At 68.0% G+C, this 26,140-nt stretch carries 23 protein-coding genes; 11 read left to right on the forward strand and 12 right to left on the reverse strand.

Features of this window, described 5'->3' with window-relative positions; translation table 11 throughout:
- Positions 1 to 37: 37 nt before the first annotated feature.
- From ACIA49_RS37660 to ACIA49_RS37675, 4 genes are all read left to right on the forward strand, one after another.
- Positions 38 to 1,105: a hypothetical protein gene (locus ACIA49_RS37660; protein ID WP_396383069.1), complete on the forward strand. Its 1,068-nt coding sequence runs from the start codon at positions 38 to 40 to the stop codon at positions 1,103 to 1,105.
- The gene (locus tag ACIA49_RS37665; protein ID WP_396383070.1) at positions 1,102 to 2,397 is read left to right on the forward strand and encodes a peptidoglycan-binding protein; all 1,296 of its coding nucleotides are present in this window, start codon (positions 1,102 to 1,104) and stop codon (positions 2,395 to 2,397) included. Before ACIA49_RS37660 ends, ACIA49_RS37665 begins: the two co-directional genes overlap by 4 nt.
- A 14-nt stretch (positions 2,398 to 2,411) precedes the next feature.
- A complete protein-coding gene (locus tag ACIA49_RS37670; protein WP_396383223.1) occupies positions 2,412 to 3,104 on the forward strand; it encodes an ABC transporter ATP-binding protein in 693 nt (230 codons plus the stop codon).
- A 95-nt stretch (positions 3,105 to 3,199) separates the two neighbouring features.
- Entirely contained in the window at positions 3,200 to 4,387 is a 1,188-nt protein-coding gene (locus ACIA49_RS37675; protein ID WP_396383071.1) for an ABC transporter permease, read from the forward strand.
- Here ACIA49_RS37675 and ACIA49_RS37680 read toward each other — a convergent pair.
- Positions 4,289 to 5,617, reverse strand: coding sequence for an MFS transporter (locus ACIA49_RS37680; protein WP_396383224.1), 1,329 nt, complete (start codon positions 5,615 to 5,617; stop codon positions 4,289 to 4,291). The genes ACIA49_RS37675 and ACIA49_RS37680 overlap by 99 nt on opposite strands.
- A gap of 18 nt (positions 5,618 to 5,635) precedes the next feature.
- Positions 5,636 to 6,250 carry an alpha/beta fold hydrolase gene (locus tag ACIA49_RS37685; protein WP_396383072.1) on the reverse strand — a complete coding sequence of 205 codons (615 nt, stop codon included), beginning with the start codon at positions 6,248 to 6,250 and terminating at the stop codon, positions 5,636 to 5,638.
- Between the two features lie 23 nt (positions 6,251 to 6,273).
- Here ACIA49_RS37685 and ACIA49_RS37690 point away from each other — a divergent pair, with 23 nt between their 5' ends.
- Together ACIA49_RS37690 and ACIA49_RS37695 are read left to right on the forward strand one after the other, a co-directional pair.
- The gene (locus tag ACIA49_RS37690; protein WP_396383073.1) at positions 6,274 to 6,690 is read left to right on the forward strand and encodes an acyl-CoA thioesterase; all 417 of its coding nucleotides are present in this window, start codon (positions 6,274 to 6,276) and stop codon (positions 6,688 to 6,690) included.
- Entirely contained in the window at positions 6,687 to 7,790 is a 1,104-nt protein-coding gene (locus ACIA49_RS37695) for a zinc-dependent alcohol dehydrogenase family protein (protein ID WP_396383074.1), read from the forward strand. The genes ACIA49_RS37690 and ACIA49_RS37695 overlap by 4 nt, the downstream gene beginning before the upstream one ends.
- Here the strand turns inward: ACIA49_RS37695 and ACIA49_RS37700 are convergent.
- Positions 7,779 to 8,216, reverse strand: a complete 438-nt coding sequence (locus tag ACIA49_RS37700; protein ID WP_396383075.1) for a YciI family protein — start codon at positions 8,214 to 8,216, stop codon at positions 7,779 to 7,781. The two genes, ACIA49_RS37695 and ACIA49_RS37700, sit on opposite strands and share 12 nt — an antisense overlap.
- Positions 8,217 to 8,381: 165 nt before the next feature.
- Here ACIA49_RS37700 and ACIA49_RS37705 point away from each other — a divergent pair, with 165 nt between their 5' ends.
- Both ACIA49_RS37705 and ACIA49_RS37710 read left to right on the forward strand, forming a co-directional pair.
- Positions 8,382 to 9,809, forward strand: coding sequence for a PPC domain-containing protein (locus ACIA49_RS37705; protein ID WP_396383076.1), 1,428 nt, complete (start codon positions 8,382 to 8,384; stop codon positions 9,807 to 9,809).
- 90 nt (positions 9,810 to 9,899) lie between these two features.
- A complete protein-coding gene (locus ACIA49_RS37710; protein WP_396383077.1) occupies positions 9,900 to 11,333 on the forward strand; it encodes a pre-peptidase C-terminal domain-containing protein in 1,434 nt (477 codons plus the stop codon).
- A gap of 50 nt (positions 11,334 to 11,383) precedes the next feature.
- On the opposite strand, the gene ACIA49_RS37715 is transcribed toward ACIA49_RS37710, so the two are convergent.
- A complete protein-coding gene (locus ACIA49_RS37715; protein WP_396383078.1) occupies positions 11,384 to 12,565 on the reverse strand; it encodes a M20 family metallopeptidase in 1,182 nt (393 codons plus the stop codon).
- 136 nt (positions 12,566 to 12,701) lie between these two features.
- On the opposite strand from ACIA49_RS37715, the gene ACIA49_RS37720 reads away from it, so the two are divergent.
- Positions 12,702 to 13,193, forward strand: coding sequence for a hypothetical protein (locus ACIA49_RS37720; RefSeq protein WP_396383079.1), 492 nt, complete (start codon positions 12,702 to 12,704; stop codon positions 13,191 to 13,193).
- Positions 13,194 to 13,216: 23 nt separating this feature from the next.
- Here ACIA49_RS37720 and ACIA49_RS37725 read toward each other — a convergent pair whose 3' ends face one another.
- From ACIA49_RS37725 to ACIA49_RS37755, 7 genes are all read right to left on the reverse strand, one after another.
- Positions 13,217 to 13,540, reverse strand: a complete 324-nt coding sequence (locus ACIA49_RS37725; protein ID WP_396383080.1) for a YciI family protein — start codon at positions 13,538 to 13,540, stop codon at positions 13,217 to 13,219.
- A 26-nt stretch (positions 13,541 to 13,566) separates the two neighbouring features.
- On the reverse strand, positions 13,567 to 14,985 hold the full coding sequence (locus tag ACIA49_RS37730) for an MFS transporter (protein WP_396383081.1): 1,419 nt from the start codon (positions 14,983 to 14,985) through the stop codon (positions 13,567 to 13,569).
- A 100-nt stretch (positions 14,986 to 15,085) separates the two neighbouring features.
- Complete coding sequence (locus tag ACIA49_RS37735) at positions 15,086 to 16,045, reverse strand: hypothetical protein (protein ID WP_396383082.1); 960 nt, start codon at positions 16,043 to 16,045, stop codon at positions 15,086 to 15,088.
- Entirely contained in the window at positions 16,042 to 16,233 is a 192-nt protein-coding gene (locus ACIA49_RS37740; RefSeq protein WP_396383083.1) for a hypothetical protein, read from the reverse strand. The genes ACIA49_RS37735 and ACIA49_RS37740 overlap by 4 nt, the downstream gene beginning before the upstream one ends.
- Positions 16,234 to 16,982: 749 nt before the next feature.
- Entirely contained in the window at positions 16,983 to 17,813 is an 831-nt protein-coding gene (locus ACIA49_RS37745; RefSeq protein WP_396383084.1) for a DUF72 domain-containing protein, read from the reverse strand.
- A 9-nt stretch (positions 17,814 to 17,822) separates the two neighbouring features.
- A complete protein-coding gene (locus ACIA49_RS37750; protein ID WP_396383085.1) occupies positions 17,823 to 18,902 on the reverse strand; it encodes an inositol-3-phosphate synthase in 1,080 nt (359 codons plus the stop codon).
- The gene (locus ACIA49_RS37755) at positions 18,899 to 19,480 is read right to left on the reverse strand and encodes a helix-turn-helix transcriptional regulator (protein ID WP_391544052.1); all 582 of its coding nucleotides are present in this window, start codon (positions 19,478 to 19,480) and stop codon (positions 18,899 to 18,901) included. Before ACIA49_RS37755 ends, ACIA49_RS37750 begins: the two co-directional genes overlap by 4 nt.
- Before the next feature lie 213 nt (positions 19,481 to 19,693).
- Here ACIA49_RS37755 and ACIA49_RS37760 point away from each other — a divergent pair, with 213 nt between their 5' ends.
- On the forward strand, positions 19,694 to 21,178 hold the full coding sequence (locus tag ACIA49_RS37760; RefSeq protein ID WP_396383086.1) for a short-chain fatty acid transporter: 1,485 nt from the start codon (positions 19,694 to 19,696) through the stop codon (positions 21,176 to 21,178).
- Here ACIA49_RS37760 and ACIA49_RS37765 read toward each other — a convergent pair.
- Positions 21,168 to 23,630: a family 43 glycosylhydrolase gene (locus tag ACIA49_RS37765; RefSeq protein WP_396383087.1), complete on the reverse strand. Its 2,463-nt coding sequence runs from the start codon at positions 23,628 to 23,630 to the stop codon at positions 21,168 to 21,170. The two genes, ACIA49_RS37760 and ACIA49_RS37765, sit on opposite strands and share 11 nt — an antisense overlap.
- 173 nt (positions 23,631 to 23,803) lie before the next feature.
- On the opposite strand from ACIA49_RS37765, the gene ACIA49_RS37770 reads away from it, so the two are divergent.
- Complete coding sequence (locus tag ACIA49_RS37770) at positions 23,804 to 26,035, forward strand: transglycosylase domain-containing protein (RefSeq protein WP_396383088.1); 2,232 nt, start codon at positions 23,804 to 23,806, stop codon at positions 26,033 to 26,035.
- Positions 26,036 to 26,140 lie beyond the last annotated feature (105 nt).

Consider the following 26,140-nt stretch of genomic DNA (forward strand, 5'->3'; position numbering starts at 1 on the left):
CAGGTTCTTCACAGCCCGGACGGCACGCTCGGCTGCCATGAGAACCTCACGGACCGCACTTGCCGCCCTGGCCGTTCTGGCGCTGGCAGCCTGCGGGAACAACCAGGACAAGGCGCCGGTCGACGGCGACAGCAAGAGCGACAAGAGCCCGCTCGCGGAGTACATGGGTGACGGGTTCATCGGCTCCTCGGGCGGTGGCATGGTCGCCACCCGCGCGATCGGTCCCAACCAGCAGGAGCCGACCGAGGCGGACCTGGCCAAGCAGCGCAAGGTCGAGGAGTCGACCGTCAGCTGTATGAAGACGGCCGGCTTCGAGTACGTCGCCGTACCGCCGGAGCAGAAGACCAAGAGCAAGTTCGCGGATGCGTTCAACCTGCCGCCGGACAAGTTCGCCGAGCAGTACGGCTACGGGATCAGCACGATCGACTGGTCGAAGGCCGGTGCCGAGGACGACGCCAACGACCCGAACAAGAAGATCCGCAACGCGCTCTCGCCGTCGGCGCAGAAGGCGTACGACGAGGCGCTGAACGGCAAGGGCTCCGGGAACGGGATGGCGGTCGCGATCCCGATGGACGGTTCGGGCAAGCCGGAGGATGTCGGCTGCCGGGGCAAGGCGTTCAGCGAGGCGTACGGCGACCCGTCGAAGTCCCAGGACGACTTCAAGAAGTACGACGCGCTGTTCAAGGACCTGGAGGCCCTGAACAAGCGGATCAACAACGACCAGCAGGTCGTCGACGCGACCAAGAACTGGTCGGACTGCCTGGCCGACGCCGGCCACCCCGGGTTCACCAAGCTCGAGGACGCCCGCGGATCGATCCAGAAGAAGCTGGACGCGCTGACCGGGAACAAGCCGGACGTGCCGGGCAAGGCCGACTCCGGCGCGAGCGTCACGATCGGCGGCCCGCCGTCGTTCGACAAGGTCGACGCGGCCAAGCTGGGCGACCTGCGCAAGGCCGAGACCGAGCTCGCGGTGGCCGACCAGAAGTGCAAGGCCAAGACGTACGACGAGCCGTTCAAGAAGGTGCAGTACGCCATGGAGAAGGAGTTCGTGGCCCAGCACAAGGCCGAGCTCGAGGCGTACCGGGACGGAATGGCGAACCGATGACCGCAGGTCCCAAGTCGCGGCGCCAGATCCTGGTCGGGGTGGCTGCGCTCGCGGCCACCTCGCTCGGGGTCGGCGTCGTGGCGGGCGCCCGGATCACGTCGCCGGAGGACGCGGCCGCGAAGACCGCCGCTCCGAAGGCGTCCCAGATCACGGTGCCGGTCGAGAAGAAGGCGCTGGCCAGCAAGGTGGTCGGGCGCGGTGACGCGTCGTTCGACGGTGCGGTGAACATCCGCGTCGAGACCAGCGGCCTGACCACGCCGGCGATCGTGACCGGGAAGGTCCCGGCGGTCGGTTCGACCATCACCGAGGGCAAGGCGTTGCTGGAGATCACCGGCCGGCCGGTCATCGCGCTGGCCGGCGTCCTCCCGATGTATCGGGCGCTCGCACCGGGCAGCAAGGGTCCGGACGTCTTGCAGTTGGAGAAGACGCTGGACCGGCTCGGCTTCGACCCGGGCAGCGTCGACGGTAAATACGACACCGGTACGGCGCGCGCCGTACGGGAGCTGTATGAAAAGGCCGGGTACGACGCGCCTGAGGCGGATCAGCCGCTCAAGGATGCGGTGGACGCGGCGAAGAAGAACGTCGACGCGGCCAAGAAGGCGCTCCGCCAGGCGCAGTCGCAGCTCGCTCAGGCGCAGAAGGCGCACGCGCCGGACCTGACCGTCCAGAAGGGCGCGGTGACGGACGCCAAGGAGAGCTTGGCCGACGCCCGCGAGGCTCAGGACGATGCTGAGCTGAAGGCGGCGACGCCGTTGCCGGTCTCGGAGATCGTCTATGTGAAGTCGCTGCCGCGCCGGGTCGACAAGGTCAACGTCGAGCGCGGCGGTACGGCGAGCGGTGCGGTGATGTCGGCGAGTGGCGCGGCCCTGGTCGTCACGGTGAAGGTGGACTCCGCGTCCGCCGAGCACCTGAAGGCGGGCATGGCGGCCGAGCTGACGCTGGGCGACGGCTCGACGGTGAAGGCGAAGGTCAAGCGGCTCAACCGTAAGGGCGACTCGTACGACGTCGTCGTCGGACCGGACAAGCTCACCGCGAAGCAGCTCGAGCAGCTCCGCGACGCGAACGTGAAGGTGACCATTCCGGTGAAGAGCACGAACGGCAAGGTCCTGACCGTGCCGGTCGCGGCGCTCTCGGCCGGATCGGACGGCGGCTCGCGGGTCGAGGTGCAGCGTGACGGCAAGACCGAGCTGGTCCCGGTCAAGGTCGGGCTGTCGGCGGACGGGTTCGCAGCGGTGGAACCGATCGGCGACGCCAAGCTCGGCGAGGGTGACCAAGTGGTGGTCGGAACATGAGCTCCACGCTCGAGATGTCGCCGGTCGCGGTCGCGCTGCCGGCACCAGTCGTCGAGATGATCGGTGTCCGGCGGGTCTTCCCCGGACCGCCCGAGGTGGAGGCGATCCGGGACGTCGATCTGGTGATCCGGCAGGGTGAGTACCTGTCGATCGTCGGTCCGTCCGGCTCCGGCAAGTCCACGCTGCTGCACCTGCTCGGTCTGCTGGACAACCCGAGCGGCGGGGTCTACCGCCTCGACGGGGTCGACACGATGAGCCTGAAGGAGCGGCGGCGCGCCGTACTGCGTGGTGAGCGGATCGGGTTCGTCTTCCAGTCGTTCCACCTGCTCGCACATCGAACCGTGCTCGAGAACGTCGCGCTTTCGATGGTGTACGTCGGTGTTCCGCGTCGCGAGCGGATGGCACGGGCACGGGTGGCGCTGGAACGCGTCGGCCTCTCGCACCGAATGGACTTCGGCCCGACCACGCTTTCGGGTGGTGAACGCCAACGCGTCGCCATTGCCCGCGCCTTGGTCGCCGAACCGAGCCTCCTGCTCGCCGACGAACCCACCGGCAACCTGGACAGCGTCAACGCCGAGGCCATCCTCGAGCTCTTCGACGAACTCCACGCCGGCGGCATGACGCTCGCGGTCATCACCCACGACGACCACGTCAGCGAACGTGCCCAACGCCGCGTCCGCATCGTCGACGGGACGCTCCAATGGTGACCCCACCAGCAGGCCCCCCGGACTCTCCCACCGGCGGGCCGTCCACTCCTGGAACGTCGCGGAGGCGAGGGGCCCCGCGACGTTCCAGGCCGGCGGTGCGCGACGTCCTGGACGAGGCACTGGCTGGTGTTGCGGCCCGGCCTACTCGACTGATCCTCACCACGCTCGGCACGGTGCTGGGCGTTGCTGCGCTCGTCGGGACCGTGGGGCTCGGGCAGACCGCGGCCGGGCAGATCAGCGAGAAGTTCGATCTGGCGCAGGCGACGCGGGTGGTCGTGGAGCCGCAGGACAAGAACGGGCAGGAGGGTGAGGCGGCGGCCGAGCTGCCGTGGGACGCACCTGACCGGCTCGGCAAGCTGAACGGCGTCGACGCGGTCGGAACGGTGAGCACGCTCGATGTCGGCGGCGACCTGGTCCGCAGTGTGGCCGGGCTGAACGGTGGCGAGGGCAAGGCGCTCACCGTGATGTCCGGTTCGGCCGGGCTCTTCGACGCGATCCGCGCCGTCCTGAAGACCGGGCGGTTCTTCGACGCCGGTCACGACCAGCGCGGGGACAAGGTCGTTGTCCTCGGCAAGCATGCGGCCGAGCGGCTCGGCATCAACCGGGTGGACTCGGCTCCGGCCGTTTTCATCGGCGACGAGCCCTACACCGTGATCGGCATCCTCGAATCGGTCAGCGGTCGCGCCGAGCTCAACGACGCGGTGATCATGCCGAACGGGACGGCCAAGGCGGCGTACAAGCTGAAGTCGCCGGACGCGGTCGAGATCCGTACGGCGGTCGGTGCCGCGCAACTGATCGCCGGTCAGGCACCGAAGGCGTTGCAGCCGAACGACCCGAGCACGCTCAAGGTCGACTCGCCCCCGAAGCAGGGTGCGGTCCGCAAGGGCGTCGAGGGCGACCTGAACGCACTGTTCCTGCTGCTCGGCGCGGTCGCGCTGCTCGTCGGTGGTCTCGGCATCGCCAACGTCACGCTGCTCTCGGTCCTCGAACGGATCGGCGAGATAGGACTGCGCCGAGCCCTGGGCGCCGCGCGACGACACATTGCCGCGCAGTTCCTGGTCGAGAGCGTGATCGTGGGACTGCTCGGTGGACTACTCGGTACGGCGGTCGGCGTACTGCTCACCGTCGGGGTGTCGTTCGCGAAGGACTGGACGCCGATCCTGGACAACTCGCTGGCGTTCGGGTCACCCCTGCTGGGCGCGGTCATCGGCCTGATCGCCGGGACCTACCCCGCCTGGAAGGCCTCCGCCATCCAGCCGATCACCGCGCTGCGCGGCGCGTGAATAGAGCACGGCGGTCACTGCGAAGCCGAGCGCGATAAGGGCCAGCACCGGGTACGACTTCCCGTTGTCGGGCAGGATCACCGCACCGAGCGCGGCCGCGGAGACCTGCCCGACATTGAAGATCATGTCGTAGAGCGAGAAGACCCGGCCGCGGAAGACATCGTCGACCTTCGTCTGCACGAGGGTGTCGACGCTGATCTTCACGCCCTGCGCGCAGAACCCGGTGAGGAACCCGCCGACGATCAGCGCTGGTTGCGTGAACAGCCCGAGCGGTACGACGGTCACCACCGCGGCGCCGATGAACAACAGCGTGATCCACCGCCGCAGCGGCATCACCCGGGTCGCCCACGGCGTGACGAGCGCGGCCACGAAGATGCCGGCTCCGACCATCCCGGTCGCGATCGCCAGCGCACCGAAGGCCTGGTCCAGCTGACCTGGGCCGTAGAAGTAGTTGCGGTAGAGCAGGATCATCGCGACCGTGATCAGCCCGAAGAAGAACCGCAGCGAGCCGATGGCCGCGAGCCCGAGCGCGGCCTGTCGACGTTCGCGGAGGTGGCGGCCGCCGTCGAGCAGGCCCTTCGCGATCGTCCGGATCGCTTCGAGCAGGCCCGGCTCATCGCCTTGCAGATCCGGTCCAAGCTGATCCCTGCGCAGCCGGAGCGCGAGGAGGGCGGCAGCGACGTACACGAGCACCGTCAGCCCGAGTACGGCGAGATCGGAGTCGACCACGATCTTCACCCCGGCCCCGACCCCGCCGCCGATCAGGAAGGACGCCGTACCGGATGTTGGGGTGACGGCGTTCGCCATCACCAGCTCATCGCGCTCGACCACATGCGGTAGCCCGGCCGACAAGCCCGACAACAGGAACCTGTTGACGCCGAGTGTCAGCAAAACGCCCAGGTAGAACGGCACACCGGCATTGCCTGCCGCAACGATCACGCCAACGACGCAGACGAGGGCCGCTCGGGTCAGGTTGGCGCCGAAGAGGATCTGCCGCCGCGACCAGCGGTCCAGCAGTACGCCGGTGAACGGGCCGAGCACGGAGTAGGGGAGCAGCGCCACCGCGAACAGTCCGGCGATCGCCGCTGCATCCGGTGCCCGCTCCGGTGAGAACAGCACGTACGACGCCAGCGCGACCTGGAAGACACCGTCGCCGAACTGCGACGTCAACCGCACCGCGAACAGGCGCCGGAAATCCCGCCGTCGCAGCAACGTCCCGAGGTCCCGCATGAACCGCACGCCTGAACTCTAGGCCCCCAGATAGTCCGCCATCGCCGACGGATGCCCGAGCATCGGGAAGTGGGCGCCCGGCAGCTCGTCCGGCACCACGCCCAGTCGCTCCCGCGTCACCCTGCGCAGGAACTCCGCCGGGAACAACCGATCGTCGCGCGCGATCACCACCCGCGTCCGCTCCGGCCACTCCTTGAAATCACACGGATCGTTCATCGGCCCACGCGACTGCTCCCGCAGGTGCGTCCGCGCCTCAGCCGCCAGCTCCGCCGGCAGGTCATGGAAGAACACGTCCCCCTCCTCGGACTTCAATCCCGTGTTTCCCCACCACTCGCCGATCCGCTCGCCCGGCTCCGGAATCATCGCCGCCACCAGCACCAACTCCCGCACCGGCAACCGCTCACACACCAGCACTCCAACGAACCCAGCCATCGAGTGCGCCACCACGGTGACCGGGTCGCCGTCCGGTACGGCGTTCACCACCGTGTCGACGTACTGGGCGAGCCCGGCGGCCGGGTCGTCGCACGGCAGCTGCGGCGCGATCACCTCGTGCCCCCGCCTCGTCAGCTCCGTGGCCAGCAGGTTCCAGTGCCATGCCGAGCTGGCCGCACCGTGGATCAAGACAAATCGCATGCCGATCACCTTATGGTGGCTGGATGGACCGGGCCGGTTTCAAGCACTTCCTGCCGATCACACTGCGGTGGAAGGACAACGACGTCTACGGACATGTGAACAACGTCGAGTACTACAGCTTCTTCGACACCGTGATCAACGACTTCCTGATCCGCAGCGGTGGGTTGGACATCCATGGCGGTGCGGTGATCGGGTTGTGCGTGGACTCGCAGTGCACGTTCAAGGCGTCGCTGGAGTTTCCGGGCGTGGTCGACGCCGGGCTGCGGGTCGGCCAGTTGGGGAACTCGAGCGTGCGCTACGACATCGGCCTGTTCCGCTCCGAGGCTGATGAGCCGGCTGCGACCGGGCGGTTCGTGCACGTGTTCGTGGACCGGAAGGACAGGCGGCCGGTCCCGATTCCGGACCGCCTGCGTGAGGCTCTGGAGGGGATCACCGGATGATCGTGCGCGGCGCCGTACTGCAGGAGATGGGCCTACCCAAGCCGTACGCCGACTCCCGGCCACTGCAGATCGAAGAGGTCGACCTGGCACCGCCTGGACCTGGTGAGCTCCTGGTCCGCATCCGCGCCGCAGGGCTGTGTCACTCGGACCTGTCGGTCATCGACGGCTCACGGCCACGCGTGATGCCCATGCTGCTCGGCCACGAGGCCACGGGTGAGGTGGTTCAGTCAGAGGCTCCTGGATTCGCTGCGGGTGATGCGGTCGCCTTCGCATTCGTCCCCGCCTGTGGCTCATGCGGTCCGTGTGCGGAGGGACGTGCTGCGCTGTGTGAGCCAGGTGCCGCCGCGAACACGGCCGGTACCCTACTGTCCGGCGTACGGCGCTTGGACGGGGTGCACCACCATCTCGGCGTCTCCGGCTTCGCTGACCACGCCGTCGTGTCAGCCCGCTCCGCAGTGAAGATCGACCCGGCCCTACCGCCTGAGATCGCGGCCCTCTTCGGCTGCGCAGTGATGACCGGCGTGGGTGCAGTGGTCAACACCGCGCAGGTCAGGGCCGGTCGGAGTGCGGTCGTCTTCGGTCTCGGCGGGGTCGGCCTGTCCGCCTTGCTCGGCGCCGTACTGGTTGGTGCGCATCCCCTGGTCGCGGTGGACGTCGTACCGGAGAAGCTTGAGCTTGCCCGCGCACTCGGTGCCACCCACACCGTTGCCGCTGGCCCCGACACTGTCGAGGAGGTCCGTGCGGCGACGTCCGGCGGTGCCGACTACGCCTTCGAGACGGTCGGCAGTGGGAAGGTGCTCGAGCAGGCGTACGCCGCCACTCGCCGCGGCGGGACCACCGTCACCGTCGGCCTCCCACACCCGTCGCAGACCTTCAGCGTGCCCGCCGTCAGCCTCGTCGCCGAGGAGCGCACGGTGAAGGGCTCCTACCTCGGCTCCGCGATCCCGAGCCGCGACATCCCGCGCTACATCGCCCTCTACCAGGCGGGCCGGCTCCCGGTGGACCGCTTGCTTACCGCAACCGTCGGTCTCGACAACCTCAACGAAGCCTTCGACACCCTCGCCGCCGGTACGTCGATCCGCCAGGTGCTAGTCCTGTAGCCGGCGGGCTTCCAGCATGGCCATCGTCTTCTCCTCGCGGGCCCGGGCCTCCGGCGTGAAGTTGTCGCCGAAGTCGTCGGCCGTCGCGACCCGCCGCAGTTCGATCCCGGCCGTGTTCCCGTGATCGGCGGCGAAGCAGCGCTCGGCCCACGCCTGCGCCTCCTCGCGCGACGCGACCTCGATCAGGCAGAACCCGGCGATCAGCTCTTTGGTCTCCGCGAACGGCCCGTCGACGATCCGCGCCTTCCCGCCGTCCGGAACCAGCCGGAACCCCTCCGAGCTCGGCAGCAGCCCCTCGCCCGCGAGCAGCACGCCCTTCTCGGCCATCTCGGCCATCACCTGCGTCATCTCGTCCAGGCTCTGCGCGCTCGGCTCTTCCCACGCCTCAGAACCGGCGTTGGCCCGCATCAGCATCACGTATCGCATGGCCCCATCCTGCGGCCGCAAGAGGCCACAGCAAACCGTTAAATCCGCCGAAAACTGTATACAGCGGGGCAACCCATCAGGCAGGCTACGCACAGTGCGGTCTCGCACACCGCTCGTGAGGCAATGTCAAGTGAGACACGCGGAGTCCCTGAGGAGGACCCCTCTATGCACACCCGCCCCCGCCGCATCGGTGCCCTGGTCGGCGCCGGTGCCGTAGCGTTCGGCGCCCTGGCTGTCGTGGCCGGCAACGCGGCCGACGCCCAGCAGCCCACCCCCACTCCGATCGACCAGCTGCTCGGTTCCGAGCTTCAGGGCAAGGCCGCGCTCGGCCGGGTCCAGTCCCGGCTCACGGAGCTTGCCGACCGCAACGGGATCGCCGCCGCCAAGCTGCAGCAGATCCTGGCCACCGACAAGACCAGCTGGCTCGACCGCGACGGCAAGCTCTTCTTCCGCGAGCCGACGACCGGTGCGAAGACCACGACCGCCGTCTCCCCGCGCTGGGCCACGAAGGCAGTCGCTGCCGCCACCGGTCCGGCGTTCGAGCTCCACAGCAAGCCCGGCTCGAACCGCGTGATCTACCTGGACTTCGATGGCCACACCATCTCCGGGACCGCGTGGAACACCGGCGGCAAGCCGGCCACGGTCAACGTCACCGCGTACGACACCGACGGCAACACGAACAACTGGAGCACCGCGGAACAGGACGTCGTACGGGATGTCTGGGCCCGGGTCTCCGAGGACTACGCGCCGTTCGACGTGGACGTCACCACGCAGGCACCGGCTGAGTCCGCGATCACTCGCTCTGGTTCGTCCGACCAGCAGTACGGCACGCGCGTGGTGATCGACCCGACCACTTGGTACCAGTCCGGTTGTGGTTGCGGTGGGGTCGCCTACGTCGGCGTCTACGACAACACCAGCCAGCACGCGTACTACCAGCCCGCGCTCGTCTTCACCAAGGGTGTCGGCACCGGCGCGAAGAACATCGCCGAGGCCGCGGCCCACGAGGCCGGTCACAACGTCGGCCTGAGCCACGACGGTACGGCGTCGGTCGGGTACTACGCCGGTCACGGCGCCTGGGCCCCGATCATGGGCGTCGGCTACTCCAAGGCGATCAGCCAGTGGAGCAAGGGCGAGTACTCGGGCGCGAACAACAAGGAAGACGACTTCGCGGTCATCGGCCAGAACGGCCTCGCCCTGCGCGCCGACGACCACGGCAACGGTACGGCGGACGCCAGCGCGCTCACCCTCGGTACGGCGACCACCGGCATCTACGCCAATGACTCCGACGTCGACGTGTTCCGGATCGACCTGGCGGCCGGCACCTTCAACTTCGCCGCCACGTCCGGTGGCGACGTGGACATCAAGCTCCAGCTGCTCGACTCGGCCGGCAACGTCGTCGTCACCGCCGACCCGGCCGCCGGACAGTCCAACTCGGCGACCCCGACCGGCCTGAGCGCGAGCATCAGCCGTCAGGTCGCGGCGGGCCGCTACTACCTGCGGGTCGACAACGTCGGCTACGGCAACCCGCTCAACACCGGCTATTCGACGTACGGGAGCCGTGGCAAGTACACGGTGCGTGTGACAGCCGGGTAGTACCAGAGCTGCCCGGGGCCGTCGTTCCCACCGAGATCGACGGCCCCGGGTTTCTGGGGGGATCAACCGCCCAACCCCTGGAGGACCTTCGTGAGGAAACAACTCCGCCGTACCGGCGCGCTCGCATGTACCGGTGCAGTGATCTTCGGCGGCCTGGCCGTCGCGGCCGGCGCTCGCGCCGACGCACAGAGCACACCGATCGACCAGCTGCTCGGACAGCCCACGCCGGGCGTCACGGCGCTGGCCAAGGTACAGAGCCGGCTGGCCGAGGTAGCCGCAACCAACGGTCTGCCCCCTGACCAGTTGCAGCGCATCCTGGCCACCGACAAGACCGCCTGGCTCGACGCCGGCAGCCGCCTGTTCTACCGCGAGCCGCAGCTGTCCCCGACGCAGAAGTCCGAAGAGGCTTCCCCGCGCTGGGCGACCGAGGCCGTCGCCGGTGCGACCGGTCCGGCGTTCGAACTGCACAGCAAGCCCGGTTCGAACCGGGTGCTCTACCTGGACTTCGACGGCCACACCATCACCGGCACGGCGTGGAACGCGGCGAAGTCGATCGACCCGGTGAACGTCTCGGCGTACGACACCGACGGCGACCCGGCGAATTACAGCACCGCGGAGCAGGACGTCGTACGGGATGTTTGGGCGCGGGTTGCGGAGGACTACGCGACCTTCGACGTCGACGTCACCACGCAGGCTCCCGCACAGTCCGCGATCGACCGGTCCGGTGCGTCGGACCTGCAGTACGGAACGCGTGTGCTGATCGACCCGGACACCTGGTACCAGTCCGGTTGTGGTTGCGGCGGCGTCGCGTACGTCGGCGTCTACGACAACAGCAGCCAGCACGACTACTACCAGCCGGCGCTGGTCTTCACGAAGGGTGTCGGGACCGGCGCGAAGAACCTCGCCGAGGCCGCCTCGCACGAGGCCGGTCACAACGTCGGCCTCAGCCACGACGGCACCTCGACCGTTGGCTACTACCAGGGTCACGGTTCCTGGGCGCCGATCATGGGCGTCGGGTACTACCGCGGCATCAGCCAGTGGAGCAAGGGCGAGTACGCCGACGCCAACAACAAGGAAGACGACTACAGCGTCGTCGGCACCCACGGCCTCGCCCTGCGCGCGGACGAAGCGGGTGACACCACGTCTGCTGCCGCCGCACTGACGGTCGGTACGCCGGCCACCGGCTACATCGCCGCCGAGACCGACACCGACGTCTACAAGGTCACGGTCGGTGCCGCAGGCAACTACACGGCGACCGCGAACGCCGCGGCGTCCGGCGGGAACCTGGACATCAAGCTCGACCTGTTGAACAGCGCCGGCACCGTCGTCGCCTCGGCCGACCCGGCCTCGGGCCAGACCGACGCCGCCACTCCGACCGGCCTCAGCGCGTCGGTCACCGCCAACCTGGCGGCGGGCACCTACTACGTCCGGATCGACAACGTCGGGTACGGCGACCCGCTGAACACGGGCTACTCGACGTACGGCAGCCGCGGCGCCTACACCGTCAAGATCGCGACCGCCTGACCCACTGAACCCCTGCGGCTGGCCAACATCTGGCGTAGGCCAGCCGCAGGTCAGGTCAGGTGCGAGACCGCCAGCTGAGCCAGTGCGGCGGCTTGCAGCGGAAGCACCTCGTCGTCGAACCGCACGATGCTCGAGTGATTCGACGGCGCCTCACCAGCCGGTACGTCGTCCGGCCGCGCCCCGAGCATGATGAACGTGCCCGGCACCTCCTGCAGCACCATCGAGAAGTCCTCAGCACCCATCAACGGGTTCGCGATCGGCTCCACGTGCTCGGGGCCGAAGAGGGTGGTGAGCTCGCTGATCGCGTGCTGGGTGCGATCGGCGTCGTTGATGGTCACCGGGTACTGCAGGTTGAGCGCAGCGTCGACTGTGCATCCGTGCGCCTTGGCAATCGACTCCGCCAGCGCGGGCAGCTCCTGGCTCAATTGGGTGAACGTCTCGTTCGAGAGGGTCCGGACGGTGGCGCCGAGCTTCGCCGAGTTCGGGATCACGTTGATCGCGACACCCGCCGACAACTGCGTGACCGTGATGACCACGGGGTCGAACACGTTCACCCGCCGTGTCACATACGTCTGCAACGCTGACACCAACTCCGCGACCACCGGCACGGGATCCGCCGTCGTGTGCGGTGTCGACCCATGCCCACCGCGCCCGTGCACGGTGATGTGCAGCTGATTCGAGCCGGCCATCATCGTTCCCGGCCGGGTCTGGAACAGCCCCTTCGCCGCCAACGACCACACATGCACGGCGTACGCGGCGATCGGCTTGTCACCGCTCGCCTGCAGCAACCCCTCCCGCAGCATGTACCCGGCGCCACCCAGCCCTTCCTCCCCCGGCTGGAACATGAACACGACGTTTCCCTGCAGCTCCTCGCGATGTGCACTCAGCAACTGCGCCGCACCCACCAACCCGGCCGTGTGCAGATCATGACCGCAGGCATGCATGTTCCCGTTCTCCGCCGCGAACGCCAGCCCCGTCTCCTCCACCACCGGCAGCGCGTCCATATCCCCGCGCAACAACACCGTCGGCCCCGGCCGCCCACCCCGCAACACCCCGACCACCGACGTCACCTCACGCCCGGTCGAGATCTCCAACGGCAACCCCGCCACCGCGTCCAGCACCTTCGACTGAGTCCGCGGCAACACCAACCCCACCTCAGGATCCCGATGCAACTCCCGCCGCAGCTCCACCAACCCCGCCGCCAGCCCGCCACTCTCCCGCACCAGATCCATCGCGCCACCGTACCCGCCCACCCGGTCCCCCAAGCACCGAACGAACACGGTGACAACTAACTCCGTGGTCGGTGCGCACGGCCCCGGCTACGCTGGCGAAAGGCGATAACTCGTCCAGAGAACGCGGGGGCGCACTGTGACTCACCTGCGATGGGAAGAGGTTCAGAACTTCTTCGACCCCGACCTGATGGGTGCGCTACCGGACCTGTGGATACCGGACAGCACGGTAGAAGACTGGCAATCAGTCTTCGACCTCGTGCAGTCAAGCGAGTGGACCTGGACATTCCTGATCGGCGGAAGAGCCCAGCCACTCCCACGCGCCGCCGACGTCCTGTCACGCCCGGCCGACGCCGAGTTGGCGGACCTGCATGTCGACCCCGCCGTGGGCGTGCGAGTGATCTTCCGCCCGATGCAGTCCGTGGAGGTCAACTTCGACGTCGACCTGCGCGAGCTCCAGGGGCAGCAAGGGGTCGACACCCTGAGCGCTTTCCTGTGCACGCTTGGCCGTCGGCTGGCCAAGCCGGTGCTCATGGGTGACGAGGGCGGCTGGGGCCGGAACCAGCCGGTACTCGGCTTCGACCCCGCCGCCGACAATGTGGTCCTGCTGGCCGACCCACGACTCCCTTGAGCGCCGGTCCCTCCACCGGGCGCCTATTGGAACGGGCGGAGTTCGATTTTGCGGTCGCAGATGTTCGAGGCTTGGGTGGCGAGGTCCTGGGCCAGTTCGGGGGTGGGGACCTCCCAGACCCAGACGCCGGCCAGGTACTCCTTCGACTCGACGAAGGGGCCGTCGCTGACGATCGCCTCGTTGCCGCGGTTGTCGATGACCGTGGCGGCGGTCGTGTCGGCCAGGCCGCCGGCGAAGACCCAGTAGCCGTCCGCGATCAGGCGCTCGTTGAACTCGCTGATGACGGGCTGCCGGTCTGTGCTGCCGGGGTTTTCCTTGTCGTCGATGACGGACACCAGATATCTCATCTGTGGATCATCTCCTCTGTTCAGGGTCAGGATTCTTGCGGTGCTCTGCGGGGCAGGAGCCCGACCGCCGGGATGCTGACGGCGGTGACGATCAGTACGACGACCAGGCTGACCTTCAGGGCGTGATCCAGCCCGGACGCCGCGCCGTGGAAGAAGATCGTGGCGACCGCGGCCGAGCCGATGCCGGAGGCGAGTTGCTGGATCGAGCTGAGCGAGCCGCTGGCGCTGCCGGCTTCGTCAGGGGCCGTGTCGCCGAGCGCGATGGTGTAGATCATGCCGATACCGCCGATGCCGACGCCGGTGACGAAGAACGCCGGAGCCAGCGTCCACAGGCTGACGTTCGTCCCGGAGTGTTGGACCACGGCGAGGATCCAGGCGCAACCGGCCAGGACGAAGACGAGGCCGAGGAAGATCATCGTGCGACCCAGCTTGGCCATCAGGCCGGCCATCGCGGCGAAAGCGGTGGCGATGATGCCCACGGTGAGCGGTAGCAGAGCCATCGAGGTCTGCTGCGGGCCGGCGTGCAGCCCTTCCTGGATGAAGAGGGACAGCACGTAGAGCAGACCGGTGGTCGCGGCGAAGATGGCCAGACCCACGAGCATTCCGGCGCTGAATCCCCGGTTCCGCAGCAGCGAGGGCTTGATCAGCGGGTCGGCGGCGGTGCGCTGCCGGTAGCCGAAAGCCGTCAGGAGTAGGACGCCGGCGACGATCGAGGTGACAGCGGTGGCACCCCAACCGTTGGACGCGCCCTCGATCAAGCCGTACAGCAGGCCGAACATGGTCGCCGCCAGCAGACCGGAACCCCAGCCGTCGATCGCAATGGATCGGTCGCCGTCGTCGCGCGGCAGGATCCGGGTGGCGACGACCAGCCCGATACCGCCGAGGACGACGTTGATGAGGAAGATCGGCCGCCAGGAGAGACCGAACAGGTCGGCGCCGATGAGGAGCCCGGCCAGGACCGGACCGAAGATGCTGGTCGCCCCGAGCACCGGACCGAACAGCCCGAACGCCTTGGCGAGCATCTCGGGGGTGAACGCCTTGACCATGATGGCCATGCCTTGCGGGATGAGTAGTGCCCCGAACGCGCCCTGGGCGACCCGGGCCGCGATCAGCAGCGTCGGATCCGGTGACAGTCCGGCGATCGCCGAGGCCAGGGTGAATCCGCTCAGGCCGACCAGGAAGAGCCGACGCTGACCGAACTTGTCTCCGAGCCGCCCGCCGACCACGAGCAGCACGCCCATGGCCAGCATGTAGGCAGTCCCCAGCCATTTGATCAGGCCCTCGCCACCGTGGAGGTCACGGGCAATGGTCGGGGCCGCGATGTTCGTGATCGTCGCATCGATCACGTCGACGGCGTCGGCCAGCAGCACAAGCCCCAGAATCGCCCACATCGAGCGGCTGGAACGGTGTGTGCTGACGGTCGCCGATCTGGTCGAAGTAGTCACCTGGAAGTCCTTCTCTGGTGCCGGGCCGCCCCTCCTGGACTGCCTCTCATCCCTGCTACGAACCTCCCGGCCCTGATCCGACAACCGCCGCGAAAAAGACTCAGGCTGTCCGGACGGCTGCAGCTCGACGGCCCAGCCCAGGCAGCCTGGCGCTCTCGACTGGCGGCCGGGGACCGACGTCCCCGCTGGTACCGGGAGCAGGAAGCCCGGCGAAGGCGGTTTGGGCGGGGTGCGGGATTCGGCGCTGGGTGTAGTGGGACTCGGCTCGGGTGATTTCGGAGTGGAGGTGGGAGAGGAAGGTTTCGGTGGTTGTTCGGGCTCGGGCGAGCGCTTGGGGGTGGGGGAGGAGGAGGTGGTTGTCGAGGGCGGGGAGGGAGTCGCGCAGGAGGGATTCGAGGTGGAGGCGGGTTTGGGGGCCGGAGGGTTCCAGGTCGGGGAGGCGGCTGGAGTTGTAGTAGAGGACAGCGAGCAGCTCGACCTGGCGCTCGGCGGTCTGGTTGTTGAGTGCGGTGAGGACCGTGCCGGGCTTCAGGTCGGCTCGGGACTCCAGGTCGGTGCAGAGCATCCGGACGGCGGTGACGTACGGCGCGTAGTGGCCGTTGGTACGGAAGGAATCGATGCCAGGGGCAACCTCGTCGACGCCCAGGTGGTGCAGGTACTCGTTGAGGTGGTCCTGTGCCCAGGCTTCGGCGACACCCTCCTCCAGTTGGCGGCTGCCGGGGCGGACGAAGGCTGCGCGGGCCGCCTCCTGGGTCGCGCCGGTGGGGCCGAGGAAGTGCGAGTGCTCGTGCAGGATCGTGGCGAGCGCTTCGCGGTACCGGGCGAGTTGTGGAGTCGGATGTCGTTTGCCGGCCAAGGCGTACATCTCCCGGAGCGGATCGAGAATGTACTCGCGGTCGAGGTGCAGCGTGCCGTCCCAATGCGCGAGCCCCAGTACGTCGTCGACCGACTCCACGATCTGACCGTTCCACGCGCTCTGCTGCGCCCCCGATAGTTCGAGCGCAGCCTGCCCACTGCGCAGCAGAAGCTCTTCGAGCGAAGCCGGTTTGCCGCCGCTCATGGTCGGTACGCCGTGGCGAGTCGGATCAGCGAGTCAGCCGACCGATGCAGGTTGGCGCGCTCGACCGGGCTGGCGGTCGCATCGGCCAGCTGTCGCAGCTCGGCAACCAGCCGCTCCGCGCGTGCTCGGTGTTCCGCCGCACTGCTCCGCGGCCGGCCAGTGCTCTGGGTCGTCTCGACGTGCTCCATGGTTTCTCCTCCGAGTTCGGATCTCGGCGGAGAACATACGGAGATTCACCCCCTCCCCAACACCAAACTTCCCACCTGTGGATAACCGGCCCAGCTCCTCCGATCACCTAACGTCCGAACGTTCGGAGAGCCCGTCTCCGGTTCTTCGGACGTCAACTGTGATGAGGCCGGCCGGGCAGGGCTTGCGGAGTGTGACCGCCGCTGAGGAGGTTGTCGCGTGATGTCTCCCCAAACCGGTTTGGGGAGAGTTCGCCCCGCCCAGAAAGCGATCCGGGGAGGATTTACCCCCCGAATCGGTCCGACATCCGCCCCGAACCGGCCGGGCCCCGAGCCGGCTGGATGCTGGATGCGGTGTTTCCTCCCCGAACCGGTTTGGGGAGAGTTTGCGCCGTGCGGAAGCGATCTGGGGAGGATTTACCGCCCGAATCGGTCCAACATCCGCCCCAACCGGGCGGGCCCGAGCCGGCCGCACCCGGAGCTGGCCGGGCCCCGAGCTGGCTGGGTGCTGGGTGCGGTGTTTCCTCCCCGAACCGGTTTGGGGAGAGTTTGCGCCGTGCGGGAAGGGATCTGGGGAGGGTTTGGCCCCCGAATCGGTCCGACATCCGCCCCGAAGCGGTTTGGGGAGGATGTCCGGTCGCGGCCGGGAGGACGGCGTACCGGGCCTTTGGGTGTTGGCGCGGGGGTGGTTCGTTGGCAGGGGTGCTGGCTGACTGGCCGGGCTCGGTCGGCGTGGAGGTGGGGGCGGGGGATTAGAAGAGGGTGGGGGGTTCTGGGGAGATGGGGTCGGGGAGGGGAGGTAGGGCGGGGAGTTGGTTGCGGAGGGTGGTGTGGAAGAGGCGGGCGAGGTTGAGGGCCTCGGCGTTGTCGGGGGTGTGGAGGAAGATGGTGGGTGAGCGGCCTTCCAGCAGCCAGGTGTGGACCAGGTCGGTGAGGTAGGACCAGCCTTCGACGGTTTCGTCGATGGAGTCGCGGCCGATGTAGCGGACGATCGGGAACGCGGTGAGGGCGGTGGTGCGGCGGGCTACGCGGGGTTTCTTCGTCCAGGCGTCGCGTTCGGCGAGGCTGGTGGGGCGGCGGCCGAAGAGGGTGCCGGTGTCGAAGGGGACCCACTCGGCTCCGGCGCGGACCAGGATGTCTTCCAGCTGGTGCGTGATGCGGGGGTCGTCGAAGAACGCGGGGTGACGGACTTCAACGGCGTACCGGTGTTCGCGGGGTGCGCCGCGGAGGAAGGCGGCGAGCATGCCCAGGTCGCTGGGCGCGAACGATGCGGGGAGCTGGATCCACAGCGCGTGGTTGCGGGAACCGAGTGGCTCGACCGCGGCCGTGAAGGCGTAGAACTCGGTGGCGATGTTGCTGAGCCGGCGTTCGTGCGTGATGGTCTGCGGGAGCTTCACGACGAAGCGGAAGTCAGGTGGAGTCTGTGCGGCCCAGTTCTCGACCGAGGACCGGGACGGCGTTGCGTAGAAGGTGGTGTTGCCCTCGACCGCGTTCACCCATGCTGCGTAGGAGGCGAGCTTGTCGCGGGAGGGTTGCGGCCACGCGGGGTGCGTCCATTGAGCACACCCCACGTGAAGCCGCATCGGTCAAATCTAGCGCTCGACCTCACCGCGGATGAACTTCTCCACCAGGTCGCGGCAGACGTCGTCGGCGTACTGCTCCGGCGGCGACTTCATGAAGTACGACGACGCGGACAGGATCGGGCCACCGATGCCGCGGTCCTTGGCGATCTTCACCGCGCGGATCGCGTCGATGATGATGCCGGCCGAGTTCGGCGAGTCCCAGACCTCGAGCTTGTACTCCAGCGACAGCGGGACGTCGCCGAAGTTACGGCCCTCGAGCCGGATGAAGGCCCACTTGCGGTCGTCCAGCCAGGCCACGTAGTCCGACGGACCGATGTGCACGTTGCGCGGGTCGATGTCGTTGACCAGCTGTGAGGTGACGGACTGGGTCTTGCTGATCTTCTTGGACTCCAGCCGGTCGCGCTCCAGCATGTTCTTGAAGTCCATGTTGCCGCCGACGTTCAACTGGTAGGTCCGGTCGACGGTGACGCCCCGGTCCTCGAACAGCTTGGCCAGCACGCGGTGCGTGATGGTGGCGCCGATCTGCGACTTGATGTCGTCGCCGACGATCGGCACGCCGGCCTCGGTGAACTTGTCGGCCCACTCCTTGGTGCCGGCGATGAACACGGGCAGCGCGTTGACGAACGCGACCTTCGCGTCGATGGCGCACTGGGCGTAGAACTTGGCCGCCTGCTCCGAACCGACCGGCAGGTAGCAGACCAGGACGTCGACCTGTGCCTCGCGCAGGGCGGCGACGACGTCGACCGGGGCCGCGTCGGACTCGGTGATGGTCTCACGGTAGTACTTGCCGAGACCGTCCAGGGTGTGACCGCGCTGGACCGTGACACCGCTCGGCGGCACGTCGCAGATCTTGATCGTGTTGTTCTCGCTGGCGCCGATCGCGTCGGCGAGGTCGAGGCCGACCTTCTTGCCGTCGACGTCGAACGCGGCGACGAACTCGACGTCGCGGACGTGGTAGTCACCGAACTGGACGTGCATCAGACCGGGGACGCGCTCCTCGGGCTTGGCGTCACGGTAGTAGTGCACGCCCTGGACGAGCGAGCTGGCGCAGTTGCCGACGCCGACGATCGCTACCCGGATCGAGGTCATCTGGAATCTCCTTGGTCAGGCGGTGGGGGAAATTGGGAGGGTTGTTGCCGCCGCTCGCCGTCGATCAGCTCGTTCAGCCAGCGGACCTCGCGCTCGGCCGACTCCAGGCCGTGCCGTTGCAGCTCGAGGGTGTAGGCGTCGACCCGCTCCGCGGTCCGGCTCATCGCGGCCCGGAAGTTCGCCAGCCGCTCCTCCATCCGGGCGCGCCGGCCCTCGAGGATGCGCAGCCGGGTGGCCGGATCGGTCCGGCCGAAGAACGAGAAGCGGACGCCGAACGTGTCGTCCTCCCAGGCCGACGGACCCGCATCGTGCATCGCCTGCGCGAAGTGGTCCTTGCCGTCGGCCGTGATCGTGTAGACGATCTTCGGCCTGCGCCCGGACTCCGGCGTACCGGGGTCGGCGGTGATCAGGCCGTTGCGGAGCATCGCCTTCAAACCCGGGTAGAGCGATCCGAACGACAGCACGCGTCCCCAGCCGAACTGGGCGTTGACGCGCTTGCGGAGCTCGTAACCGTGCATCGGCGCTTCGTGCAGCAGACCGAGTACGGCGAGCTCCAGGACCCCGCTGCGGTTTCCCATGACCCACCTCCTCGATCCAGTTTGTCAGAACCTGATGTATCGGTTCGATACATCGTGGCGCCACTGTAAGCAGAGCTCCGAGCTGTGGACAACTCATGACAAAGGTCGGCTTTGTCACCTCAGCGGTACGGCGCGCCCCGCGGAAGCTGTTACGTCAGGCGCCGATCTGCGTTAATCGGTTGACACCCAGTCGTGAGCCAGGAGCACAGCGTCATGACCGAGCATGGAAAGCACGCCAAGCACGAGCTCGAGGACGAGAGCCGACTGGCGCGGGTGGCGCTGCGGTTCACCGCGTTCACCGAGAAGTGGTTGCCGGACGCGTTCGGTTTCGTGCTGGTCGGGACCTTCGTGGTGCTGTTGTTCGGGCTCGTCACCGGCGAGCCGCTGCTGAAGCGGCCGGACGATCCGGCGGCGACCAAGGGGTTCGGGCTGGTCGATGCCTGGGGCATCGGGTTCTGGAGCCTGATCACGTTCACGCTGCAGATGGCGATGATCATCATCGGCGGGTACGCCGTCGCGACCAGCGGACCGATCGCCCGCTTGATCACGCGGTTGGCGCGGATCCCCAAGAACCCGCGGAGTGCGGTCGCGTTCGTGGCCGCGGTCGCGATGCTGGCGTCGTACCTGAACTGGGCTTTCAGTCTGATCTTCGCCGCGATCCTGGCGCGTGAGGTGGCGCGGAATGTGCCGAAGGCGGATTACCGGGCGCTGGGGGCGATGGCGTTCCTGGGGCTGGGGACGGTGTGGGCGCAGGGGTTGTCGGGGTCGGCTGCACTGCAGGTTGCGAGTGCGAGCAGCAGCCCCGCGCCGGTGCAGGAGGTCATCAAGGCCGGCGGTCGGGCGTCGGGGCTGATCCCGTTGAGCGACACGATCTTCACCTGGCAGGCGTTGCTGGCAACGCTGATTGTGTACGTCGTCGGCGTGGTGATGGCGTGGTTCATCGCACCGGGTGAGGGGAGCTCGCGGACTGCGGAGCACTTGGGGATCGAGCTCAAACCGCTGATCGGGCGTGGATCGGCGTACAACGGTCAGAGAGAGCAGAGTGAGAAGCGGCGGCCGGGTGATTGGCTTGAGCACTCACCGCTGTTCAGTTTGCTCGTGGTGTTGCTCGGCGCGCTGTATCTGGTGCGGTACTTCGACGGCAAGAGCTTCTTCAGTGCTCTCGACCTCAACACCGTCAACCTGATCCTGTTCCTGCTTGCCTTGCTGCTGCACTGGCGTCCGTGGCGGATGGCCCGCGCAGTGCGGGACGGGGCGCCCGCGGCGGCCGGCGTACTGCTGCAGTTTCCCTTGTACGGCGGGATCTTCGGCATGATCGCCTATACCGGCATCTCGGCGCGGTTGGCGGGTTGGTTGGTACAGGCGAGCAGTCAATTCCTGTTTGCACCCCTGGTCGCGATCTACTCGTGCATCCTCGGGATCTTCGTGCCGAGTGGTGGTAGCAAGTGGGTGATCGAGGCGCCGTACGTGTTGCAGGCGGCCAACGCGTTGCATGTGGACGCTGGGTGGATGGTCATCGTGTACGACCTCGGTGAGGCGAGTGCCAATCTGCTGCAGCCATTCTGGATGTTGCCCACGCTGGCGATTCTGGGGCTGAAGGCGCGCGACATCATGGGGTACACGTTCACGATGTTCCTGGCGTGCTTCCCGGCCGCGCTGATCGCCGTGACGTTCCTGGCGCCGCACATCACCGGGTGACGCGGAAGTAGTCGAACTGCGCAGTTGCCTTGCCGTACTGGGCTTCCGTCGCTGCCGACGACCCTTGGGAGACCAGTCCGATGCGTGGGGCGGAGTTGGCCGGCAGGGTCCAGGCGGCGCCCCAGACCCAGTGCTTGCCGTCGGTGCTGGAGGCTGCGCGGTAGCGGTGCTCACCAGTCGCCGGTACGACGTCGTGCGCCAGCCGGAGCCAGGTGGTCGCGGCGGGTGCTCCGATCATCGCGCCGCCGAAGGTGACGTTGGACGGTGCTCCGACGGGCTGGAACCGCATGCGCTTGCCGAACTCCACGAAGCGTCCGGTGCCACCGGCAACGTGGTCGAGGCGCATCCAGTTCTCGTCGTCGACGTACACGAGTAGACCGGCCTGCTGGTAGTTGCGAATGGTGTCCGCGCCGACGTCGAGGTGCAGCTTGGTCTCTACGACGAAGTTGCCTGCCGGCTGGTCGCGGAGGAGCAGTGCAGCCTTGCTGGCGGTCGCGTTGTCGGTCAGGTCGTTCGTCTCGGTCGGCCACCGCAGACTGCCGTCGGCAACGGACGCGTCTGGACTGGTGTTGCGCCACGTCCAACCGGTGTTGAGGCCGTGGGCGAAGTCATCCGAGTACGCCGGATCCATGCGGCCGACCCGTGGTGTCGGGGCGGGCCGCGTGACAGGCGTGTAGAGCGGTGCGACGGAGAAGTTGCTCGCACCTCCGATCGGTACGGCGCGTTGGCCGCGTGCACGCGTGGGGAGCGTGAGCGTGGCGAGCGGGTCGCCCAACCGGTCCTCACTGAACTCCGCAGTCGCCTGCCCACCGCGAATCTCCAGCGAGACCGTGCCGGCCACGTCGAGCGGAAGGCGCACGCTGCGCGTGCTCCGCTCGGTGGTGAGGCGGAGGAAGCCGTGATCCACAACCGCCCGCACGCGCCCGTCCCGCGCGGACACCCCCTGGGCTGAGCCGCCGCCAGAGAGGCTCACGCTGCGCGTGCCTCCGTTGGTTGCAGGGAGACGGGGCTGGGTGTCGGCCTCCAGCCTCACCTCGCCCGAGGAAGCAGCCGCCGCCGAGGAAGCAGCCGCCGCCGAGGAGGCAGCCGCCGCCGAGGAAGCGAGCGCCGCCGAGGAGGTGGGCGCGGACGAGGAGGTGGGCGCGGACGAGGAGGTGGTGGGTGGTGAGGAGGTGGGCGCCGCCGAGGAGGTGGGCGCGGACGAGGAGGTGGGCGCGGACGAGGAGGTGGTGGGTGGTGAGGAGGGAGCGGGCGCGGACGAGGAGGTGGTGGGTGGTGAGGAGGTGGGCGCCGCCGAGGAGGTGGACACGGCCGAGGAGGTGGTGGGTGGTGACGCGGGAGGGGGTGCGGTTGAGGAGGTGGTGACTGGGGAGGTTTTGCTGGAGTCGGTGGGGCCGGTGCCGGCGTTGACTGTGGGCCAGCCGTGGATCCAGTCGAGGCGGTCCAGGAGCATGGGGCGGAGGAGCCAGCCGTTGGAGTTGGTGACGTAGGGGTCGGTGCGGTCTACGGCGTGGTAGGCGAACCATTGCTGGCCGCTGAGGTCCGTGACGACTGCGGAGTGGCCGGTTCCTACCCAGCGGTTGCCGTTGGCGGCCAGGACTGGGGTGCCGCCGGTCCGGGAGGCGTTGAGGTTGTTGCCTTCGCGGTCGGTGAAGGGGCCCAGGGGGCTGCGGGAGCGGCCGGCGAAGACTGCGTAGCCGGTGGTTGGGCCGGCGCAGCAGTTCGCGGAGGAGCCGAACAAGTAGTAGTAGCCGTCGTGTTTGACGACGTACGGGCCTTCGAAGCGGTCGCGGGCGACGTTGGTGACTGCTCCTACGGTTCGGAGGCCGTCCGGGGTGAGGCGGACGGTGTGGATGCCGCCGTTGTAGCTGCCCCAGTACAGGTAGCGCGTGCCGTCGGAGTCGGTGAATTCCGCCGGATCGATGGTCCACTCGAATCCACCGTCCGCGGCGGGCCGGGGCGCGACCACGGGTGCGCCGGAGTCGGTCCAGGGGCCCGAGGGCGTCGGGGCGGTGGCGGCGCCGATGGCGTAGTCCCAGTTGTCCGGGGTGGTGGTCGTGTTGTGCACAGTGAAGTAGAGGACATACCGACCGTCGACGTACCGGATGTCCGGCGCCCAGAACCCGCTGGTCGGGTCCGCCCAGGTGGGCCGGTTGGTCTCGTCGAAGACCGATCCGACCTTTTCCCAGTGAGTCAGGTCACGCGAGCGGGCGATCTTGTACCCGTCGCCGTCGTGCCCGTCCTTCGCGTAGGGACCGCCGGTCGAGTACGCGTACCACCAGCCGTCGCGCCCCTTGATCACCGCCGGATCCGGGAAGTCGGCCGAGTAGCCCGCCGTCACCGGGTTCGCGAAACCCGCCGGAGCGGGCCGATCGGCGTACGCCGAGGCGGTGAGGAGTACCGAAAGGGACACGATCGCGGCGATCAGCCGCCGTACCGGACGCGCTCGCATGCTGCCACGGAAACCGATTCCCGTCGTGCTGTAAAGATCCGGTCCAGACAGCTGTGGACCAGTTCGCCCCCGAACCCGGGAGTTGGTACCCTCCGGAGCGGATTCGGGCCCGTTACCACACCCGCCGTAGTCTGTGGGGCAATGACTTCCGCGAGATCGTCGAGGATTGCACTGTGAGTGAAGCTCGTAGAAAGGCCGCTCCGCCGCGCCGGCACAAGCGACACTGGGCGCTCCGGGTGCTGGGCTGGCTCCTCGCTCTGGGGTTCCTCGGCATCATCGCCGGTACCGCGGCGTTCTTCATCATCTACCAGCAGACCGAGATCCCGGACGTCAACAAGGAGTTCGAGGCCAACACCAGCACGGTGACCTGGAGCAACGGCAACACGATGGGCACGTTCTACGAGCAGAACCGGACCTCGGTCCCGTTGCGGCAGATCCCGAAGCGCGTCCAGGACGCCGTGCTGGCAGCCGAGGACCGGACTTTCTGGACCAACCCTGGTATCTCCCCCCAGGGCATGGCGCGGGCGGCCTTCAACATCGCCCGCGGCGAGCAGTTGCAGGGTGGGTCGACGATCACCCAGCAGTACGTGAAGATCATGTACCTGAACCAGAACCGAACGGCGTCCCGGAAGTTCAAGGAACTGTTCATCGCCACGAAGCTCAGCCGCCAGCAGGACAAGAGCAAGACCCTCGAGGGTTACCTCAACACGATCTACTTCGGTGAAGGTGCCTACGGAATCTCGGCCGCGGGCCAGGCGTACTTCAAGCAGCCCGACCCGGCCAAGCTGACGGTACAGCAGGCCGCGTTCCTGGCCACGGTGCTGAACAACCCGACGCTGTTCGATGTCGACAAGAAGTCGAACCACCAGCGGATCATCGAGCGCTACCGGTACGTCCTCGACGGGATGCGGCTGAGCGGCACGATCACCGAGGCCCAGGAGACGCAGTACGCCAAAGCCTTGCCGAAGATCGACAAGCCGCAGAAGAACAACAAGTACAAGGGCCCTTCGGGCTTCCTGCTCGACATGGTGAAGAAGGAACTGCTGCGCCGCGGGTACTCCGAGAACGACATCACCGGCGGCGGCTTCAAGGTCGTCACCACCTTCGACAAGGATCTTCAGCTGAAGATGGTCGCGGCCGCCGAGACCAGGGTGCCGAACAAGAAGGACAACCTGCACATCGGGATGGCCTCGGTGCGGCCCGGCACCGGTCAGTTGGTGGCGATGTACGGCGGTCCGGACTACCTGAAGAGCCAGCTGAACTGGGCGACGTCCAAGGCCCGGCCCGGATCGTCGTTCAAGCCGTTCGCGGTCGCCGCGGCGCTGAAGGACGGCTGGGACCTGAACGACGAGTTGCAGGGTGACAGCCCGATCCGGATCCAGGGCCAGGAACTCAACAACGAGTTCAACCACGACTACGGCCCGGTCAAGCTGAAGTATGCGACGCAGGAGTCGATCAACACCGCCTTCTACGACCTGATCGACAACAAGTTGGGTGACGACGGGCCGGAAAAGCTGGTGAACGCGGCCGAGGCGGCCGGTATCCCCAAGACGACGGCGCTCGAGAACGGCCGCAACAACCCGTCGACCGTGCTTGGTCCGGACCCGTACGCGTCACCGGTCGACATGGCGAACGCGTACGCGACCTTCGCCGCCGACGGCAAGCAGGTCGAACTGCACACGATCAAGACCATCACCGATCACAACGGCAAGGTGGTCTTCTCGGACAGCAGTCTGAAGAAGAACGACGCCTTCGATCCGGAGATCGCCCGGACGGTCAACAACATCCTGGAGAACGTCGTCGACAAGGGCACGGGTGAGGGCGCCCAGGCGCTCAAGCGCCCGGTAGCCGGCAAGACCGGTACCGCCGGTGGTGTCGCCGTCGAGCACCGCGCGGCGGACAAGAAGTGCGACGGCTGCAAGGCCGGCACCGACACCCTGACCTCGTGGTGGACCGGGTACACGCCGAACATGTCGACCTCCGTGCTCTATCGGGCCGGCAAGACCGGTGAGGGTGACCTCGACCCGTACTCGAAGGACGAGGCGTTCTTCGGGGGAAACTGGCCCCTGAAGACCTGGCTGGCCTTCATGAAGCCGGCCCTCGCGGCGCAGGACCCCACGGAGTTCGTCGAGCCGCAGGACGACGACGGCCTCGAGGACCCGGCCCCGCCGACGAAGACGCCGACGAGCACCCCGACCAGTACGCCGACCAACACCCCGAGCGGACCGCCGACGAACACTCCGAGCGGACCGCCGACGAACACGCCGAGCGGACCGCCGACCAACACGCCGAGCGGTCCCACGAAGCCGACGAAGCCGACCAAGCCCCCGGGCTGGCCGACCATCACTCCACCAGGTGGCGGCGACCCGAGTGAGCCGGAGAATCCCGGCGGCGGTGGTCAGTAGCCCAGCCGCCCCGCCCCCGGAACAGCCCCCGCCCGCCGTTGAGGCGCGCGCGGGGCGTGCGCGGCGGGCTCGGGTGGACGGGGTCGGGCTGCGGAGGTGGTTGCC

Origin of the sequence: Kribbella sp. NPDC051587, from assembly GCF_044453945.1 — a bacterium.
In the GTDB taxonomy this organism is placed as follows: domain Bacteria; phylum Actinomycetota; class Actinomycetes; order Propionibacteriales; family Kribbellaceae; genus Kribbella.

Coding starts and splice junctions, on each gene's coding strand:
- ACIA49_RS37755 (WP_391544052.1), bottom strand. CDS start 19,480: ATGGGAAACCGCAGCGGGGTCCTGGAGCTCGCCGTACTCGGTCTGCTG.
- ACIA49_RS37765 (WP_396383087.1), bottom strand. CDS start 23,630: ATGCGAGCGCGTCCGGTACGGCGGCTGATCGCCGCGATCGTGTCCCTT.
- ACIA49_RS37700 (WP_396383075.1), bottom strand. CDS start 8,216: ATGCGATACGTGATGCTGATGCGGGCCAACGCCGGTTCTGAGGCGTGG.
- ACIA49_RS37685 (WP_396383072.1), bottom strand. CDS start 6,250: ATGCGATTTGTCTTGATCCACGGTGCGGCCAGCTCGGCATGGCACTGG.
- ACIA49_RS37705 (WP_396383076.1), top strand. CDS start 8,382: ATGCACACCCGCCCCCGCCGCATCGGTGCCCTGGTCGGCGCCGGTGCC.
- ACIA49_RS37695 (WP_396383074.1), top strand. CDS start 6,687: ATGATCGTGCGCGGCGCCGTACTGCAGGAGATGGGCCTACCCAAGCCG.
- ACIA49_RS37660 (WP_396383069.1), top strand. CDS start 38: ATGAGAACCTCACGGACCGCACTTGCCGCCCTGGCCGTTCTGGCGCTG.
- ACIA49_RS37715 (WP_396383078.1), bottom strand. CDS start 12,565: ATGGATCTGGTGCGGGAGAGTGGCGGGCTGGCGGCGGGGTTGGTGGAG.
- ACIA49_RS37735 (WP_396383082.1), bottom strand. CDS start 16,045: ATGAGCGGCGGCAAACCGGCTTCGCTCGAAGAGCTTCTGCTGCGCAGT.
- ACIA49_RS37740 (WP_396383083.1), bottom strand. CDS start 16,233: ATGGAGCACGTCGAGACGACCCAGAGCACTGGCCGGCCGCGGAGCAGT.
- ACIA49_RS37665 (WP_396383070.1), top strand. CDS start 1,102: ATGACCGCAGGTCCCAAGTCGCGGCGCCAGATCCTGGTCGGGGTGGCT.
- ACIA49_RS37680 (WP_396383224.1), bottom strand. CDS start 5,617: ATGCGGGACCTCGGGACGTTGCTGCGACGGCGGGATTTCCGGCGCCTG.
- ACIA49_RS37745 (WP_396383084.1), bottom strand. CDS start 17,813: ATGCGGCTTCACGTGGGGTGTGCTCAATGGACGCACCCCGCGTGGCCG.
- ACIA49_RS37690 (WP_396383073.1), top strand. CDS start 6,274: ATGGACCGGGCCGGTTTCAAGCACTTCCTGCCGATCACACTGCGGTGG.
- ACIA49_RS37760 (WP_396383086.1), top strand. CDS start 19,694: ATGACCGAGCATGGAAAGCACGCCAAGCACGAGCTCGAGGACGAGAGC.
- ACIA49_RS37725 (WP_396383080.1), bottom strand. CDS start 13,540: ATGAGATATCTGGTGTCCGTCATCGACGACAAGGAAAACCCCGGCAGC.
- ACIA49_RS37670 (WP_396383223.1), top strand. CDS start 2,412: ATGTCGCCGGTCGCGGTCGCGCTGCCGGCACCAGTCGTCGAGATGATC.
- ACIA49_RS37750 (WP_396383085.1), bottom strand. CDS start 18,902: ATGACCTCGATCCGGGTAGCGATCGTCGGCGTCGGCAACTGCGCCAGC.